This is a genomic window from Agromyces sp. NPDC127015 (genome assembly GCF_042725165.1).
GTDB lineage: Bacteria > Actinomycetota > Actinomycetes > Actinomycetales > Microbacteriaceae > Agromyces > Agromyces chromiiresistens.
On record NZ_JBHXDI010000004.1, the window covers coordinates 91,403 to 106,634 of the forward strand.

Annotated in this window: 20 protein-coding genes; 8 read left to right on the forward strand and 12 right to left on the reverse strand. The window is 71.7% G+C overall.

What is annotated here, in order from left to right; translation table 11 throughout:
• Positions 1-115: 115 nt before the first annotated feature.
• Positions 116-922, forward strand: a complete 807-nt coding sequence (locus ACFWGP_RS12645) for a glycosyltransferase family A protein (protein ID WP_231431350.1) — start codon at positions 116-118, stop codon at positions 920-922.
• A gap of 50 nt (positions 923-972) precedes the next feature.
• On the opposite strand, the gene ACFWGP_RS12650 is transcribed toward ACFWGP_RS12645, so the two are convergent.
• Complete coding sequence (locus ACFWGP_RS12650) at positions 973-1,881, reverse strand: alpha/beta fold hydrolase (RefSeq protein ID WP_376931079.1); 909 nt, start codon at positions 1,879-1,881, stop codon at positions 973-975.
• Positions 1,882-1,930: 49 nt separating this feature from the next.
• Between ACFWGP_RS12650 and trxA the strand changes: the two genes are divergently transcribed.
• On the forward strand, positions 1,931-2,320 hold the full coding sequence (trxA, locus tag ACFWGP_RS12655; RefSeq protein ID WP_231431352.1) for a thioredoxin: 390 nt from the start codon (positions 1,931-1,933) through the stop codon (positions 2,318-2,320).
• Between the two features lie 15 nt (positions 2,321-2,335).
• On the opposite strand, the gene ACFWGP_RS12660 is transcribed toward trxA, so the two are convergent.
• The 3 genes from ACFWGP_RS12660 to ACFWGP_RS12670 are packed head-to-tail and all read right to left on the reverse strand — an operon-like array spanning position 2,336 to position 4,949.
• Positions 2,336-2,962 carry a hypothetical protein gene (locus ACFWGP_RS12660; RefSeq protein WP_376931080.1) on the reverse strand — a complete coding sequence of 209 codons (627 nt, stop codon included), beginning with the start codon at positions 2,960-2,962 and terminating at the stop codon, positions 2,336-2,338.
• A gap of 37 nt (positions 2,963-2,999) precedes the next feature.
• On the reverse strand, positions 3,000-3,887 hold the full coding sequence (locus ACFWGP_RS12665) for an LLM class flavin-dependent oxidoreductase (protein WP_231431354.1): 888 nt from the start codon (positions 3,885-3,887) through the stop codon (positions 3,000-3,002).
• 9 nt (positions 3,888-3,896) lie between these two features.
• Positions 3,897-4,949: a DMT family transporter gene (locus ACFWGP_RS12670; protein WP_231431355.1), complete on the reverse strand. Its 1,053-nt coding sequence runs from the start codon at positions 4,947-4,949 to the stop codon at positions 3,897-3,899.
• A gap of 115 nt (positions 4,950-5,064) precedes the next feature.
• Here ACFWGP_RS12670 and ACFWGP_RS12675 point away from each other — a divergent pair, with 115 nt between their 5' ends.
• Positions 5,065-5,610 carry a CGNR zinc finger domain-containing protein gene (locus ACFWGP_RS12675; protein ID WP_231431356.1) on the forward strand — a complete coding sequence of 182 codons (546 nt, stop codon included), beginning with the start codon at positions 5,065-5,067 and terminating at the stop codon, positions 5,608-5,610.
• Between the two features lie 135 nt (positions 5,611-5,745).
• Here the strand turns inward: ACFWGP_RS12675 and rpsO are convergent, their stop codons facing one another.
• Both rpsO and ACFWGP_RS12685 read right to left on the reverse strand, forming a co-directional pair.
• Complete coding sequence (gene rpsO, locus ACFWGP_RS12680; protein WP_231431357.1) at positions 5,746-6,015, reverse strand: 30S ribosomal protein S15; 270 nt, start codon at positions 6,013-6,015, stop codon at positions 5,746-5,748.
• A 153-nt stretch (positions 6,016-6,168) separates the two neighbouring features.
• Entirely contained in the window at positions 6,169-6,813 is a 645-nt protein-coding gene (locus ACFWGP_RS12685) for a TetR family transcriptional regulator (protein WP_376931251.1), read from the reverse strand.
• 153 nt (positions 6,814-6,966) lie between these two features.
• On the opposite strand from ACFWGP_RS12685, the gene ACFWGP_RS12690 reads away from it, so the two are divergent.
• From ACFWGP_RS12690 to ACFWGP_RS12700, 3 genes are all read left to right on the forward strand, one after another.
• Positions 6,967-7,728, forward strand: coding sequence for an SDR family NAD(P)-dependent oxidoreductase (locus ACFWGP_RS12690; protein ID WP_275506727.1), 762 nt, complete (start codon positions 6,967-6,969; stop codon positions 7,726-7,728).
• Between the two features lie 91 nt (positions 7,729-7,819).
• The gene (locus tag ACFWGP_RS12695) at positions 7,820-8,197 is read left to right on the forward strand and encodes a DUF488 domain-containing protein (RefSeq protein ID WP_231431360.1); all 378 of its coding nucleotides are present in this window, start codon (positions 7,820-7,822) and stop codon (positions 8,195-8,197) included.
• Positions 8,198-8,291: 94 nt separating this feature from the next.
• A complete protein-coding gene (locus tag ACFWGP_RS12700) occupies positions 8,292-8,741 on the forward strand; it encodes a CHRD domain-containing protein (RefSeq protein WP_376931081.1) in 450 nt (149 codons plus the stop codon).
• 25 nt (positions 8,742-8,766) lie between these two features.
• On the opposite strand, the gene ACFWGP_RS12705 is transcribed toward ACFWGP_RS12700, so the two are convergent.
• Together ACFWGP_RS12705 and ACFWGP_RS12710 are read right to left on the reverse strand one after the other, a co-directional pair.
• Positions 8,767-9,609, reverse strand: a complete 843-nt coding sequence (locus ACFWGP_RS12705) for a type II CAAX prenyl endopeptidase Rce1 family protein (RefSeq protein WP_275506805.1) — start codon at positions 9,607-9,609, stop codon at positions 8,767-8,769.
• A gap of 20 nt (positions 9,610-9,629) precedes the next feature.
• On the reverse strand, positions 9,630-10,520 hold the full coding sequence (locus tag ACFWGP_RS12710; RefSeq protein WP_275506725.1) for a hypothetical protein: 891 nt from the start codon (positions 10,518-10,520) through the stop codon (positions 9,630-9,632).
• Between the two features lie 59 nt (positions 10,521-10,579).
• Here ACFWGP_RS12710 and ACFWGP_RS12715 point away from each other — a divergent pair, with 59 nt between their 5' ends.
• Both ACFWGP_RS12715 and ACFWGP_RS12720 read left to right on the forward strand, forming a co-directional pair.
• Entirely contained in the window at positions 10,580-11,668 is a 1,089-nt protein-coding gene (locus ACFWGP_RS12715; protein ID WP_376931082.1) for a M4 family metallopeptidase, read from the forward strand.
• Between the two features lie 22 nt (positions 11,669-11,690).
• The gene (locus tag ACFWGP_RS12720) at positions 11,691-11,990 is read left to right on the forward strand and encodes a protealysin inhibitor emfourin (protein ID WP_231431365.1); all 300 of its coding nucleotides are present in this window, start codon (positions 11,691-11,693) and stop codon (positions 11,988-11,990) included.
• Here ACFWGP_RS12720 and ACFWGP_RS12725 read toward each other — a convergent pair.
• The 4 genes from ACFWGP_RS12725 to ACFWGP_RS12740 form a co-directional block, all read right to left on the reverse strand.
• The gene (locus tag ACFWGP_RS12725; protein WP_231431366.1) at positions 11,902-12,585 is read right to left on the reverse strand and encodes a lysoplasmalogenase; all 684 of its coding nucleotides are present in this window, start codon (positions 12,583-12,585) and stop codon (positions 11,902-11,904) included. The genes ACFWGP_RS12720 and ACFWGP_RS12725 overlap by 89 nt on opposite strands.
• Before the next feature lie 72 nt (positions 12,586-12,657).
• Complete coding sequence (locus ACFWGP_RS12730) at positions 12,658-13,029, reverse strand: FKBP-type peptidyl-prolyl cis-trans isomerase (RefSeq protein WP_231431367.1); 372 nt, start codon at positions 13,027-13,029, stop codon at positions 12,658-12,660.
• 221 nt (positions 13,030-13,250) lie between these two features.
• Positions 13,251-13,670 (reverse strand): DUF779 domain-containing protein, encoded by a 420-nt coding sequence (locus ACFWGP_RS12735; protein ID WP_275506723.1) that lies wholly within the window; start codon positions 13,668-13,670, stop codon positions 13,251-13,253.
• A gap of 12 nt (positions 13,671-13,682) precedes the next feature.
• Positions 13,683-15,206, reverse strand: a complete 1,524-nt coding sequence (locus tag ACFWGP_RS12740; protein WP_376931083.1) for an aldehyde dehydrogenase family protein — start codon at positions 15,204-15,206, stop codon at positions 13,683-13,685.
• Between the last annotated feature and the right edge of the window lie 26 nt (positions 15,207-15,232).

The window sequence follows — 15,232 nt, forward strand, 5'->3', positions numbered from 1 at the left end:
GGCTCATCTGGTGATGCGTCAATTCTATGCGTTTGCATACATCGGGTCCAACGGGTGTCATAGCCACGGTATTCCCGATCGGCCCGATCGTTCGCGCGGCGATACACTCGGCCTGATGAGCACGATTTCGGTCGTCATTCCGAGTCTCGACGATGCGGAGTTCCTCGCCGCGTGCCTGAGGGCGATCTCGGCCCAGACCCGCGCCGCCGATGAGGTGATCGTCGTCGACAACGGCTCGACCGACGACACGGCGGCCGTCGCGCGCGCTGCCGGCGCACGGGTGCTCGTCGAGCCGCACCGCGGCATCTGGCCGGCGACGGCGACCGGATTCGACGCCGCCCGCGGCGAGATCCTGGCCCGCCTCGACGCCGACTCGGTGCCCGCACCCGACTGGCTCGCGGAGATCGAGCGGCGCATGTCGGCGCGCGACCGGCCGACCGTCGTCACGAACGGCGGCACGTTCTACGGACGCACCGCGCTCGTGCGCTGGATCGCGCGCAACATCTACATCGGCGGCTACTTCACCGTGATCGGCGCGCTCCTCGGCCACCCGCCCATCTTCGGTTCCAACTACGCCATGCGAGCCGACGCGTGGCGGCGCCTCCGGCACCTCGTGCACCGCGACCGCGCCGACGTGCACGACGACCTCGATCTCGCGTGGTGGATGCAGCCCGGCATGACGGTCGTGCGCGACCGCGGGCTCGCGGTCGAGGTGTCCGCGCGCCCGTTCGACAGCGCGGCGGGGCTCTGGCGCCGGGTCCGCATGGCGTTCCACACGATGTCGGTCGAGTCCCGCGAGTGGCCGCCGCTCACGCGCCGTGCCGAGCGACGCCGGGCTCCCGCCTGGGTCTGGGAGGCCCCCGGGCTGCGCGAGACGGCCGTCGACCGCGACACCGACGGCGACGAGGCCCTGCCGGCCTGACCACGGGCGGCGCGAGGATGCCTCGACGCGCCCCGCACGAGGCATCCCGTTCACCGGCCGCCGACCGGCCCGCTCGCGTCGAACAGTGCGAGCATGTCGCGCACGAGCTGGTGCGGCGCGGTCTCGCAGGGGCTGTGGCCCGTCGGGTAGGCGGCGAACCGGGCGCCGAGCTCACGGGCCGACCGCTCGTGCAGCTCGCGCGGCCACAGGTCGTGCTCGCCGACCGCGACGAGCTTCGGCACGGGCGTCGCGGCGAGTTCGGCACGCACGTCGGGGGTCGCCATCATGAGGCCGATGATGTCGTCGACGCTGTCACGGCGAGTGAGCGCGAACCGCTCGCGCACGAAGGCGAGCCGGCCGGGCGGCACCCTGTTGAGGTTGTTGCGGATGCCCCAGAGCATGAGCGCGGCGCCCTGCCGCGGCGTCGTGAACCCGCTCAGCGCGCCGATCCGCTTCACGCCGCGGAACGCCTGTCCGGGTTCGGGCGGCGAGCTCAGGAGCGTCAGGCTCGCGAACCGGTCGGGTCGCTCGAGCAGGGCGAGGCCCGCGAGCGTGCCCGCGAAGCTGTACCCGAGCACGTGCGCCGAGCCCGCCCCGTCGTCGAGGACCGCGATCAGGTCGTCGAGGAAGAGGCGCTGATCGTAGCGGGCGCGCGGCGGGTCGACGTTCCACGGGCCGGCCTCGAACGACTGGTACTGGCCGGCCAGGTCGTAGGACTCGACCCGGTAGCCCGCCGCTGCGAGCAGCGGCATCATGAGGACGAAGTCCTCCTTCGACCCCGTCGCCCCCGGCACGAGCACGACGCGGCGGCCGTCAGGCGGACCCAGCGCGATGCGGGCGAGCCGGCCGCTCGGTCCGGCGAAGTCGGTGCGCTCGGTGCCGGGCGGGAGCACGTGCCAGTCGATGTCGGGCAGCGCCTCGTCGAGCACCCTCGCCTCGTCGATCGCCGCCACGACCATCACGATAGTGGCTCGGCGCCCGCTCAGACTCGTCGCCTAGGCTGGAACGATGGCTACCGTGGCGCTCACCTTGGACACCTTCGAGAAGACCATCCTCGAAGGCGGCACCGTCTTCGTCGACTTCTGGGCGGCGTGGTGCGGCCCGTGCCGTCAGTTCGCGCCCAACTACGAGGCGGCCGCCGAGGCGAATCCCGACCTCGTGTTCGCGAAGGTCGACACCGAAGACCAGCAGCAGCTCGCCGCGGCGATGAACATCACGTCGATCCCCACGATCATGGCCTTCAAGGACGGCATCGGCGTGTTCGCCCAGGCGGGCGCGCTGCCCCGCCCGATGCTCGACGAGCTCGTCTCGCAGGTGCGCGCGCTCGACATGGACCAGGTGCGCGCCCAGCTCGACTCCGAGGAGGACGGCCGGGCGACGGGTACCGACGGCGTCTGACGTCCGATCGGCGGCTCAGCCCGCCTCCGGCGTGCTCGTCGTCGCGGGCACCGCGTGTTCGAGCCCTGACAGGTCGAGCTCGACGCCGAACGGGCGTGCGGCGCCGGTGATGCGGGCCGGCACCCGCACGTAGCCGCCGCGACGGGCGAGCGCGTCGAGCCGATCGCGCCAGTGCTCGTCGATCGCCTCGCTGAGGAATCCGGCGTGGCGGGGCCGGTCGCCGCCGACGAGCTGGACGCCGATGCGGTACCGCCGCGACAGCCATCGATTCGCCCGCGGCACGAGGACCGCCGGCTGGTCGGGCCCGCCGTGCAGTCGCGCGAGCTCGATCGCGGGCTGGTGCCTGCGGACATCGGCCACCGGTGCGACCGCGCGCACCTCGCGTTCGAGGTGCGGTGCGTCGACGAGTTCGAGCCCGTCGAGGGTCGCGAGGTCGCCCCACTGGTCGGGGTTGGTCGAGCGGCGACGCACGAGCCCGGCGACGACCCAGCCGATCGCGGCCACGAGGGCGATCGTGAAGGGCCAGAACAGCCATGGCGGCGACTCGGGGCGGATGGCGCTCGTGGCGATGAGCAGCACGACGACGACGAGGTACGGCAGCGGCTCCCAGGCGAGCAGGGGCTTCCGGCGGGGCGCAGACACGCCCTACAGGCTATCGCGGGATGCCTCGGAGCCGGGTTCAGCGGAGTGCGTCGAGCCGGCCCGCGACCTCGTCGAGCACCCGCTCGTCACCCGCGTAGATGCCGTCGGGCCGCGGCCAGTGCGCGACGACGTCGGTGAAGCCGAGTTCGCGGGCGCGCCCGACCGCCTCTTCGAAGGCACCGACGCTCGCGAGGCTCAGCCGCGCCTCCGAGTCGAGCGAGAGCGTGCGCGCGATCGACGCGCCCGCCCGCCCGGCCGCGTCGCACGCCGCATCGAGCCGCTCGACGAGGCGGGCGACGCCCTGCCACCAGGCATCCGTGCCGTCGTCGTCGCCGCCCGTGGTGATCCAGCCGTCGGCGACGGCGGCTGCGAGCGCGAGCCCGCGCGGGCCGTTCGCGGCGAGGTGCAGCGGCATGCGCGGTCGCTGGGCCGGTTCCCCGACCATGCGGGCGCCGTCGGCCGTGAACCACTCCCCCGCGAACGAGATGCCCTCGCTGCCGGGCTCCTCGAACCGGAGCAGGCGGTCGAGGCCGTGCACGAACTCCTCGAACCGGTCGGCGCGCTCGCGGGGCGTGAGCTGGGGCTGTCCGAGCACATGGGCGTCGAATCCGGTGCCGCCCGAGCCGATGCCGAGCAGCACGCGGCCGCCCGCGATCTGGTCGATGGTCGCGATGTCCTTCGCGAGGGTGACCGGGTGGCGGTAGTTCGGATGCGAGACGAACGTGCCGAGGCCGATGCGCTCGGTGACCATCGCCGCGGCGGTGAGGGTGGGAACGGTGGCATGCCATCGTTGGCCCGCGAGACTGCGCCACGCGAGGTGGTCGTAGGTCCAGGCGTGGTCGAATCCGTAGGACTCGGCCGCGCGCCAGTACCGGGCGGCGTCGGGCCAGTCGAACTGGGGCAGGATGACGATGCCGAATCGCATGACGCCAGCCTAGGCCGCTCGATGCGGGTGCGGGGCGGGGTCGCTCGCGCGCCCGTCGGCAGCGGGCGGCGCTGCGCGCCGGCCTTCGACGACCGGCAGGGAGGCCGTCACCGGCACCGGCTCGGCCCCGAGCTCGACCGCCGGGACTCCCCGTGCCTCCGGCCGCTCGAGCTTGACGCACACGATGCCGCCGAGGATGAGCACCCCACCGAGGATCTGCAGCGGACCGAGGGCCTCGCCGAGCAGGATCCAGCCGGCGATCGCGGCGAACACGACCTCGGAGAGCCCGAGGAAGGAGGCGAGCCGCGAGCCCAGCATGCCGATCGAGGCGATGCCGGCGGTGTAGGCGAACGCCGTCGAGACGAGACCGACCGCGATGAGCGGGACGAACCACGGTGCCTGCGCGCCGAGGAACGCGACATCGGCGGTCGTCGCCTGCATCGGGAGCAGTCCGGTCAGGCCGGCGACCGCGAGGGCGACGGCGCCGACGACGAAGCCGGCGGCGATGAGCGCGACGGGCGGCAGCTGGTCGGCCGCCGTCTCGCCGATCGCGTAGTAGACGCAGACGCCGATCATCGCGAGCGCGGCGAAGGCGAGCCCGAGCGGGTCGAGGCCGCCGCCCCCTGGGCCGATCACGAGCACGAGGCCCGCGAGCGCGAGCACCGAGCCGGCCAGCACGACCCGCTGCGGCGTACGCCGCGTGCGCAGCCATGCGAACAGGACGAGCGCGATCGGGGCGAGGTACTCGATGAGCAGCGTCATCGACACCGGGATGCGCTCGAGCGAGGCGTAGAAGAAGAACTGCACGCCGGCGACGGCCACGAGCCCGTAGAGGAGCACGGTCCACTTGGCGCGCCACAGCGGCCGCAAGTCGCCGCGGAGCGCGATGAGGCCCGGGACGGCGAGCAGGAGCGCGGCGATGGAGATGCGCGCGAGCACCGCCGCGCCGGGCGACCAGCCGGCTTCGAGCAACGGTTTCACGAACACGCCGCCGATGCCGAACGAGAGCCCTGCCGCGAGTCCGAGCGCGATGCCGAGCACCCCGCGTCGTCGTGACGTCATGTCGCCTCCCAGCCCGATCGTCGCCGCCACCCTGCGTGTCGCCGCAAAGACTGCCGCGTCATGAGTGAAGACCGTTATGCTCGTGACAGTACCCCTCACCAAGGTCAGGAGTCAAATGATTTTCACCGATGACACCGTCGCAGCGCTCGAGTTCATGGCGGCCCTCGCCGACACCGTGCCCGGCGCGTCGGAGTCGGGCGACGACGAGCTCGCGACGACGGCCCGGCTCACCGCCCTCATCGCGGCGTGGCAGTACTCGGGCCGGCACGACGGCGACACCCGCGAACTCGACGAGGTGCGCGAGGCTCGCGAGCGGCTGCGCGCACTCTGGGGCCGGCCGCGCGACGAGGTCGTCGACGAGGTGAACGCGATCCTCGAGGAGGCGCGCGCCCTCCCCCGCCTCGTGCGCCACGACGGCTCCGACTGGCACATCCACGCCACCTCGCCCGACGCGCCGCTCGCCGAGCGCATGCTCGTCGAGGCGGCGATGGCGCTCGTCGACGTCGTGCGCGCCGACGAGACCGCCCGGCTCCGCGAGTGCGCCGCCGACGACTGCACCGGCATCTTCGCCGACCTCTCGAAGAACGCCTCGCGGCGCTACTGCAGCACGCGCTGCGGCAACCGGATGGCGGCGAGGGCGCACCGGGCGCGCAGCGCCTGAACGGCGAGCCGAGCCGGCCGTCGGATCTGCGGCATCACCACGAGGCATCCCGACATGACGAAGGCCCCCGCCGATTCGGCGGGGGCCTTCGCAAGAAGTTCGCGGTGTCGTCGAGAGCCGCGCGGACTGCCGTGCTTAGCGGCGCAGCCCGAGACGCTCGATGAGCGAGCGGTAGCGCGCGATGTCGACATCGGCGAGGTAGCCGAGGAGACGACGGCGCTGACCGACGAGGAGCAGCAGGCCACGACGCGAGTGGTGGTCGTGCTTGTGCTCCTTCAGGTGCTCGGTGAGGTCCTTGATGCGCTTGGTGAGCAGCGCGATCTGGACCTCGGGGGATCCAGTGTCACCGGGGTGCGTCGCGTACTCTTCGATGATCGCCTTCTTGACGTCTGCTTCGAGTGCCATAGATGGGATCCCCTTTCTTCTCGTTGCGCGCTGCCCGGGGCGGGATGCCTGGGCTCTCTTGATGCGCGGCCGGTTTCACGGCAACCTCAATACTCTAGCAGAGCGGATGCCTCGGGGCCGACCACCCAGCACGACGCGGAGCGCGTCCGAAGTTCAGTCGAACGGCCGCTCGAGCAGGGTGAGCGCCGCGTCGACCGCCTCGGCCGGAGTGCCGTCGCCGCTGCGCGCCCACCAGCGCATCGCACTGAAGCCCGTCGTGACGTAGAGGTCGGCGAGCAGGTGCGCCCGAAGCGACGCCGGGTCGCCCAGGTACGGCTCGAGGAGTTCGTGCACGGCGCCGAACTTCGCCAGCCCGTGGGCGAGCACCGCGGGGTACGCATCGATGATGCGCAGGCGCTGCCGCGTCACCTCGATGAGCTCGGGCGGGAACTCGGCCATGGCGACGTAGGCGCGATGGAGGGCGGCGATGGACGCACGTCCGCCCGCCTCCGACGCGCCGCCGCCGGCGGCCGGGGAACGGTCGGCCGCCGGCGCGATCGCCGACTCGAACCGCGCCAGGGCCTCGTCGAAGCCGCCCCAGACGAGGTCGGGCTTCGACGGGAAGTACCGGAAGAGCGTACGGCGGCTCACCCCGGCGGCGTCGGCGACGTCGGCCATCGTGACCTCGTCGAACCCGCGCTCCGCGAAGAGGGCGAGCGCGATCGCCGCGAGCGCATCGGCGTCGACCTCGATCGGGCGCCCGCGGGCCGCACGCGAGGACCCGTCGCCGGTCGGGCGGGCGTTCGGGGAGGCATCCATCGTCACACCGCCATTCTCGCGTGCCCGGGGTCGCATCGGGAACATTTTATGACACTCAGTGTTATAACTGGTGGACCGGTCGCGCACCCGACCGGCGAACCCACCGCGACGCCGCGCATCCCACGACGCCGCACTCACCGCTGAGGAGCAGCAATGAACACCGCCATCACCCCCGGACGCTTCGACGGCAAGGTCGCGATCGTGACCGGCGCCGGGTCCGGCATCGGCCTCGCGACCACCGTGCGACTCGCCTCCGAGGGCGCGCGCGTGATCGCGGCCGACGTCTCGAAGGAGCGCCTCGACGCACTCGTCGCCGAGCACCCCTCGCTCGACATCGTCGCCGTCGCGGGCGACATCACCGTCGAGGAGAACGTGCAGGCGCTCGTCGCCGCCGCCGGCGACCGGGTCGACGTGCTCGCGAACGTCGCCGGCATCATGGACGCCTTCCTGCCGGCCGCCGAGGTCGACGACGCCACCTGGGAGCGGGTCATGAACGTCAACGTCACCGCCGTCATGCGGCTCACCCGCGCGGTGCTGCCCAAGATGGTCGAGCAGGGCACGGGCTCGATCGTCAACGTCACGAGCGAGGCGGGCCTGCGCGGCGCCTCGGCCGGTGCCGCGTACACGACCTCGAAGCACGCCGTCGTGGGCTTCACGAAGAACACCTCGGTCATGTACTCGGGATCGGGCATCCGCGTGAACGCGGTCGCGCCCGGCGGCGTGAAGACGAACATCGAGGCGCCCTTCAAGTCGGAGCACGCGGGCCGCGTGCTGGGCCCGGTGCTCGGCGCGCTCGCGCTCGTGCCGGCCGAGCCCGAGCAGCTCGCCGCCGCGATCACCTGGCTGCTGTCGGACGACTCGGCGAACGTGTCGGGCGTCGTGCTCGCCTCGGACGGCGGCTGGTCGGCGATCTGATCGCCCATCCGACGAGACGGATGCCTCGTGCCGCGACCCGCGGCACGAGGCATCCGTTGCTTCGGCGAGCGCGCGCGGCGAGACTGGGCGCATGGCCTTCGTGATCAAGCGCGTGTACGAGCCCGCCGAAGCGGGCGACGGCTACCGGGTGCTCGTCGACCGGCTGTGGCCGCGAGGCGTGAGCAAGGAGCGCGCCGAGCTCGACCTGTGGGACAAGGCGGTCGCCCCCTCCCCCGAGCTGCGCACCGAGTGGCACCACGCCGCCGACCGGCTGGGCGACTTCGAGCACTTCGCGTCGCGCTACCGCGCCGAACTCGACGAGAACGCCGCAGCCGACGCACTGCTCGAGCTTGGGCGCGAGCATGATCGCGTGACGCTGCTCTACGGCGCACGCGACACGCAGGTCAACCACGCCGAGGTGCTGCTCGACTGGCTCGCCGGCCACGGAGCCGTCGTCGAGCGGAACTGACGCGTCGCGCGCGGCAGGCGAACCGCGGCGGGGTTGAGGCGAACCGCCGCGCAGCGTAGCGTGCGTCGTGACCCGAAGGAAGCGAGCATTCATCATGATTGCGCAGCATCGGACCCGCACCGCCGTCCTCGCCCTCGCGGCCGCCGCCGCACTCACGCTCACCACGGCGGCCGCCGCGCAGGCCAGGCCACCGGGCACACCGGCCATTCCGCTGAACAACGAGCAGGAGACGACCGGCGCCACCGGCGGCGGGCACGGCTTCATCGCCTTCGAGATCGCCGACGGCGAGTTCTGCTACACCCTCGAGGTCGAGGGGCTCACCGCCGGCGCCGTGGCCGCGCACATCCACCTCGCCCCGCGCGGCGTCGCCGGCGGCGTCGTCGTGCCGCTCTCGGTGCCGAACGCCACGGCCTTCACCGTCGAGGACTGCGCCGACGCCGACGCGGCCGTGCTCGACGCCATCGCCGAGAACCCGCGCGCGTACTACGTCAACGTGCACACGCCGACGTATCCCGGCGGTGAGGTGCGCGGGCAGCTGAAGTAGCGCTCACGGCGCGTCGCGACGGCGGTCAGGGCACGAACGGGAAGATCGCCGGAGCACCCGTGTGCGCGTAGACGAGCACGAGGAACACGACGAGGTCGAACAGCAGGTGCACCACCAGCACGTAGGTCAGCGACTTCGTCAGCTTGAACGTGTAGCCCTGCACGAGTGCGAACGGGATCGTGAGCAGCGGCCCCCAGCTCTGGTAGCCGAGCTCCCACAGGAACGAGACGAAGACCGTCGCCTGCAGGAGGTTCGCCTGCCAGGCCGGGAAGTGCCGCAGGAGCAGCGCGAAGACCGTGCAGATGAAGAACAGCTCGTCCCACGTGCCGACCGCGGTCACCCCGACCGCGAGCCGACCGATCTCGTTCGCACCGTCGACCGCTGGCCAGTTCTCGTAGACCCCTGACCCGATGAAGTAGGCCGGCAGCACGAGCCAGCCGGCGAGCGTGACGCCCGCGAGGTAGGCCCACTGCGTGCGCGTCCACCGGCGGCCCGTGCGCCAGGGGAAGCGGATCACCCGTTCGCGGTAGACGAAGCGCGAGACGAGGAACGGCACCGCGACCGCGAGGCCCAGCACGAGCGCGAATCGGACCATGCCCGCATCGCTGAGGTCGGCCTTCAGCGACATGGTCGAGATGATCACGAGCCCGATCGCGATGAGCGCGAGGTCGGCGAGCAGCCGCTCGGTGCGCCCCGAACGGTCGCAGAGCCACGCGGCGAGGAGCCCGACCGCGATCATCGCGTAGCCCGCGATCGGCGCCATGAACCCGAACAGCAGCACGGCGGCGCCGCACACCAGGACCGCGGGCACGAGCGCGATCGGGTGCGCGCGCAACGCCGCCGCGTCGGCGGTGTCGGCAAGGTCGATCTTCGGCAACGGCGTGCGCCCTATTCGTCGTCGCCGAGGTCGCCGCGACGCGACGCCTCGGCCCAGCGGCCGAGGAACAGCGCCCCGGCCTCGTCGTGGATGAGATCGCCGGCGGTGAGCACCGGGTACCCGGTCGCGGGCACGCCATCGGCGGGGCGCACGTCGACGTGCCTGACCGACTCGCCCCGCTCGTGCAGCCAGTCGGCCATGCGGTAGTCGCCCCGCGAGTCGCCCATCGTGCGCCAGTGCCGCGGACGGACGCCGCGTTCGGCGAGCAGCTCGATCGCGCGTGCCGCGCCGAGATCCTTGCCGAGCCGCACCGACTCGACGTCGGTGGCGATGATGCTCGGGTCGACCCGCCAGTGCACGCGGCCCGAGGCATTCGGTCGTTCCTCGTCGCCCTGCACCGTGCCGAAGCCCCGGGCCGCGAGCGCCGCATGCGCGTGCGCGTCGAAGCGCGGCTGGGCCACGAGGTAGTCGCCGGATGACACGTGCACGTGCTGCTCGACCGACACCATCGCGCGCTTGGTCTCGTCGAAGAAGGCGACCTCGTCGAATTGCGACCGGACGACGTCGCGCATGTAGGCGGTGAACTCCTCGGGCATGGCGAGGTCGAGGTCGACGAAGACTTCGCCGAGCCCGCCACGATCGATCGCCGCCCAGACCGCCCCCTTCTCGCAGATCGCCCACACGGGCGCGCCGGGTTCGAGTCCCGCGTCGACGAGGGGCGGCACGACCCGTTCGGCGATGAAGGCGTCCGACCGGCCGGTGTTGAACACCACGGCGTTGCCGTCGTTCGCGAGGGCCGCGAGATCGCGCGCGATCGACGGGATCGCGATCGACCGGGTCACCGGGCTCGCGATGGGACCGTCGACGTCGAGCAGGAGGCCGAGGAGCGGGGCGCTGGTCACGCCACCAGCCTATGGCGCGGCGCGGCGCCGATGTCGCCGGCCGGTGCGACGATCGAGTCATGCAGCAGACGATCGTCCCTCCGTACCTGCTCGACCGCATCGCCGACGCCACCCACCGGTTCCCGCTCGCCGCCGAGGCGGCCCGGCGCTCGCTGCTGCACGACGCGCCGCGACGCGAACTGCGCGGGACGCCGCCGCTGCTGCCGCCCGACCGCGCCGAGCCGCGACTGCCCGCCGCGCTGCCCGACGCGCCGTCGCAGCCCGACCGCCGCATCTCCGATGCGGAGCACGCCGAGCGGCTGCCGGGCCGGCTCGTGCGGCGCGAGGGCGAACGCGCGACGGGCGACGAGTCGGTCGACGACGCCTACAACGGGCTCGGCGACACGCACCGGCTGTTCGACCGCGTCTTCGGGCGCGACTCGATCGACGGCGCCGGAATGCCGCTCGAGGCGACCGTGCACTTCGGCGAGCGCTACGACAACGCGTTCTGGGACGGCGAGCGCATGGTGTTCGGCGACGGCGACGGCGAGGTGTTCCGCGGCTTCACCGATTCGCTGAGCGTCATCGGCCACGAGCTCGCGCACGGCGTCACCGAGCACACGGCGGGCCTGCGCTACCAGGGTCAGCCGGGCGCACTCAACGAGCACACCTCCGACGCGTTCGGCGCGCTCGTCGAGCAGTACGCGCTGGGTCAGGACGCCGAGGCAGCGACCTGGCTCATCGGCGAGGGCATCTTCACCGACGAGGTGCAGGGCAGGGCGCTCCGGTCGATGCTCGAACCCGGCACCGCCTACGACGACGACGTGCTCGGCCGCGACCCGCAGCCCGCGCACATGCGCGACTACGTCGAGACGACCGACGACAACGGCGGCGTGCACCTGAACTCGGGCATCCCGAACCGGGCGTTCGCGCTCGCCGCGCGCGAACTCGGCGGCTTCGCATGGGAGCACGTCGGCCGCATCTGGTACGACACGCTCACCTCCGGGCGGCTGAGCCCGACGGCGACGTTCGCCGAGTTCGCGGCCGAGACGGTTCGCCAGGCCGAGCGGCGCTTCGGCGCCGACTCGCGAGAGGCCCGCGCGGTGCGCACGGGCTGGCAGACCGTCGGCGTGCTGCCGGCGACCGACGGGGCCGAGCGCGGCGCCTGATCGAGGAGTAGCATCCAGCACGATGGAGGTCATCGTGCAGCGCACCGGGGGTCTGGCCGGCCTCCGCACCACGTGGCGCGTCGAGGTCGACGAGCAGCCCGACCCCGACGCCTGGGTCGTGCTCATCGGCGAGCTGCCGTGGCGCGAGGTGCCCCCCGCTCCCCCCGAGCCCGACCGCTACGTCTACCGCATCGAGTGCGCCCCGCACGAGGCGCTGCTCGCCGAGCGCCAGGTCACCGGTCCGTGGCGAGAACTGGTCGACCGGGTGCGCGAGACGGCGCCGCCGCACCGCGAACCGCCAGCAGCACCCCGAACGCGATGAGGCCCTGCGCCGCGAGGTAGGTCGACATCACGGCGAGGTCGTGCGCCGCGAACTCGTATCCGGGCAGGAAGCGCCCCATCGCGAGCACCGAGTCGGAGACCACGAACAGGGCACCGCCGAGGGCGATCCAGCCGCCGTGCAGCGAAGCGCTCACCGCCATCGCGCCGATGACGAGCGCGTACGCGACGACCGGCACGGCGAGCGCGCCGGCACCGGGCAGCAGGAGGGCGAGCATCGCGACGACCCACAGCGGATAGACGAGCGCCCAGGCCGGCGGGCGACGCCGGGCCCGAGGCATCCGCAGGAAGAGCACGATGTAGGCGACGTGCGCCGCCAGGAACGAGGCGAGGCCCGCCACGAACCAGGGGTCGCCCGGGAACGTCAGCAGCACGTCGCCGCCCCACGACAGCCCGATGCCGGCGAGCAGCAGGGCCGGCACTGGCGCGCCCGAACGACGGGAGACGATCACGACGGCGAGCGCGAGCAGCGGCATGAGCAGCGCTTTCGTCGCGGTCACGCTCCAGGCGGGGCCGACGTACTGGAGCACGAGGTGCCCGATCGAGACGACGAGGTAGGGGGCGAAGGCGGGCAGCACGCTCGAATCGTAGCCGAACGACGACGAAGGCCGGCGGGCGCTCGCCCACCGGCCTTCACAGCACGGACCGACTCAGCTGACGCCGAGCAGGTCGATGACGAAGATGAGGGTCTTGCCCGACAGCGGGTGACCGCCGCCGGCGGGGCCGTACGCCTTGTGCGGGGGCACGATGAGCTGGCGGCGACCGCCGACCTTCATGCCGGGGATGCCCTCTTTCCAGCCCGTGATGAGGGCCGAGAGGGGGAAGTTGATCGACTGTCCGCGACCCCACGAGGAGTCGAACTCCTCACCGGAGTCGAACTCGACGCCGAGGTAGTGCACGTCGACCGTCGAGCCGGGCTGGGCCTCGGCGCCGTCGCCGACGACGAGGTCTTCGATGACGAGTTCGACAGGTGCCGGGCCCTCGGGAGCGTCGATCTCGGGCTTGCTGTTCGTATCGGTCATGCCCTCAATCAAAACGGATTCCACGTGCCCGTGTCCATCGCGGACGGATGTCCACCGGGGTCTTGCGCTACTGGCGAACACCATGCACGCTGGAACCCTAAGAGATCCGTCGCCCCGTAGAGATGTCGGCAGTGCCACACCACAGGGCGGCGGATTTCTGTTGCGTTCCGGCACACCGGGAGCACGACAGGGGCAGGCGGTTCCGCCGCCCTGCGGTGACCTCAGTCCTGCATCAGCCGAGACCTGATGAGGAAGCGAACGCCCTCGGGCGCCTCGATCGAGAACCCGCTGCCGCGACCCGGGACGACATCGACGGTGAGGTGGGTGTGCCGCCAGTAGGCGAACTGCTCGGCCGACATCCAGAAGCCGGCGACGCGCGCCGACCCCGAGGCATCCCGACCGAGCTCGAGCTCGCCGAGCAGCACGTCGGCCTCACTCGTGACGAACTCGCCCGCCGGGTAGCACATCGGCGAACTGCCGTCGCAGCACCCGCCGGACTGGTGGAACATGAGGGGACCGTGCATCGACCAGAGGCGGTCGAGCAGCGTCGCCGCCGCGGGTGAGAGCTCCACCCGCGACGACGACTCCCCCGCGATCACCACCCGGCCGACGACGCCGTCCGCGAATCGTTCGAGCGACAACGCGGCCCCGATTCAGAAGAACCCGAGCGGGTTCTCGTTGTAGCTCACGAGCAGGTTCTTCGTCTGCTGGTAGTGGTCGAGCGCGAGCTTGTTGTTCTCGCGGCCGATGCCCGACGACTTGTACCCGCCGAACGCGGCGCCCGCCGGGTACGCGTGGTAGTTGTTCACCCACACCCGCCCGGCCTGGATGTCGCGGCCGGCGCGGTACGCCTCATTGCCGTTGCGGCTCCAGACGCCGGCGCCGAGTCCGTAGAGGGTGTCGTTCGCGATCGAGATGGCGTCGTCGTAGTCGGTGAAGCTCGTGACTGCGACGACGGGGCCGAAGATCTCCTCCTGGAACAGGCGCATCCGATTCTGGCCCTCGAAGATGGTCGGCTGCACGTAGTAGCCCTCGCTGAGGTCGCCGCCGAGGTCGGCGCGCTCACCGCCGAGCAGCAGCTTCGCACCCTCCTGCTTGCCGATGTCGATGTAGCTCAGGATCTTCTCGAGCTGATCGTTCGACGCCTGCGCGCCGACCTGGGTCTCGGTGTCGAGCGGGTTGCCCTGCTTCGCCTGCTTCGTCCGTTCGATCGCGTCGTCCAGGAACGTGTCGTAGATCGATCTCTGGATGAGCGAGCGGCTCGGGCAGGTGCAGACCTCGCCCTGGTTGAAGGCGAACAGGCTGAAGCCCTCGAGGGCCTTGTCGTAGAACGAGTCGCGCCGATCGGCCACCGACTCGAACACGATGTTCGGGCTCTTCCCGCCGAGTTCGACCGTCGAGGGGATGATGTTGTTCGACGCGTACTGCAGGATGAGCCGTCCGGTCGTCGTCTCGCCCGTGAAGGCGATCTTGCGGATGCGGCTCGACGAGGCGAGCGGCTTGCCCGCCTCGACGCCGAAACCGTTCACGACGTTGAGCACGCCCGCCGGAAGCAGGTCGGCGATGAGCTCGATGAGCACGAGGATGGAGGTGGGCGTCTGCTCGGCGGGCTTCAGAACGACGGCGTTCCCCGCGGCGAGGGCCGGCGCGAGCTTCCACACCGCCATGAGCAGCGGAAAGTTCCAGGGGATGATCTGCCCGACCACGCCGAGCGGCTCCTGGAAGTGGTACGCCACCGTGTCCTCGTCGAGCTGCGTGAAGCTGCCCTCCTGCGCACGGATGAGGCTCGCGAAGTAGCGGAAGTGGTCGCTCGCGAGTGGGAGGTCGGCGTTCAGCGGCTCGCGGATCGACTTGCCGTTGTCCCACGTCTCGGCGACGGCGAGGAGTTCGCGGTTGCGGTCGATGCGGTCGGCGATCGCGTTGAGGATGCCGGCGCGGTGCGCGGCACTCGTGCGGCCCCACGCGGGTGCGGCCTTGTGCGCCGCGTCGAGCGCGGCGTCGATGTCGGCGGCGGTGCCGCGGGCGACTTCGGTGAAGGCCTTTCCGTTCACGGGCGAGATGTTCTCGAAGTAGGCGCCGCCTTCGGGCTTCACCCACTCGCCGCCGATGAAGTGCTCGTAGCGCGGCTTGAACTCGATGAGCGCGCCGGGGGTGCCGGGCGCGGCGTACACGGTCATCGTGTCTCCTTGACGTCGTTGTCGGA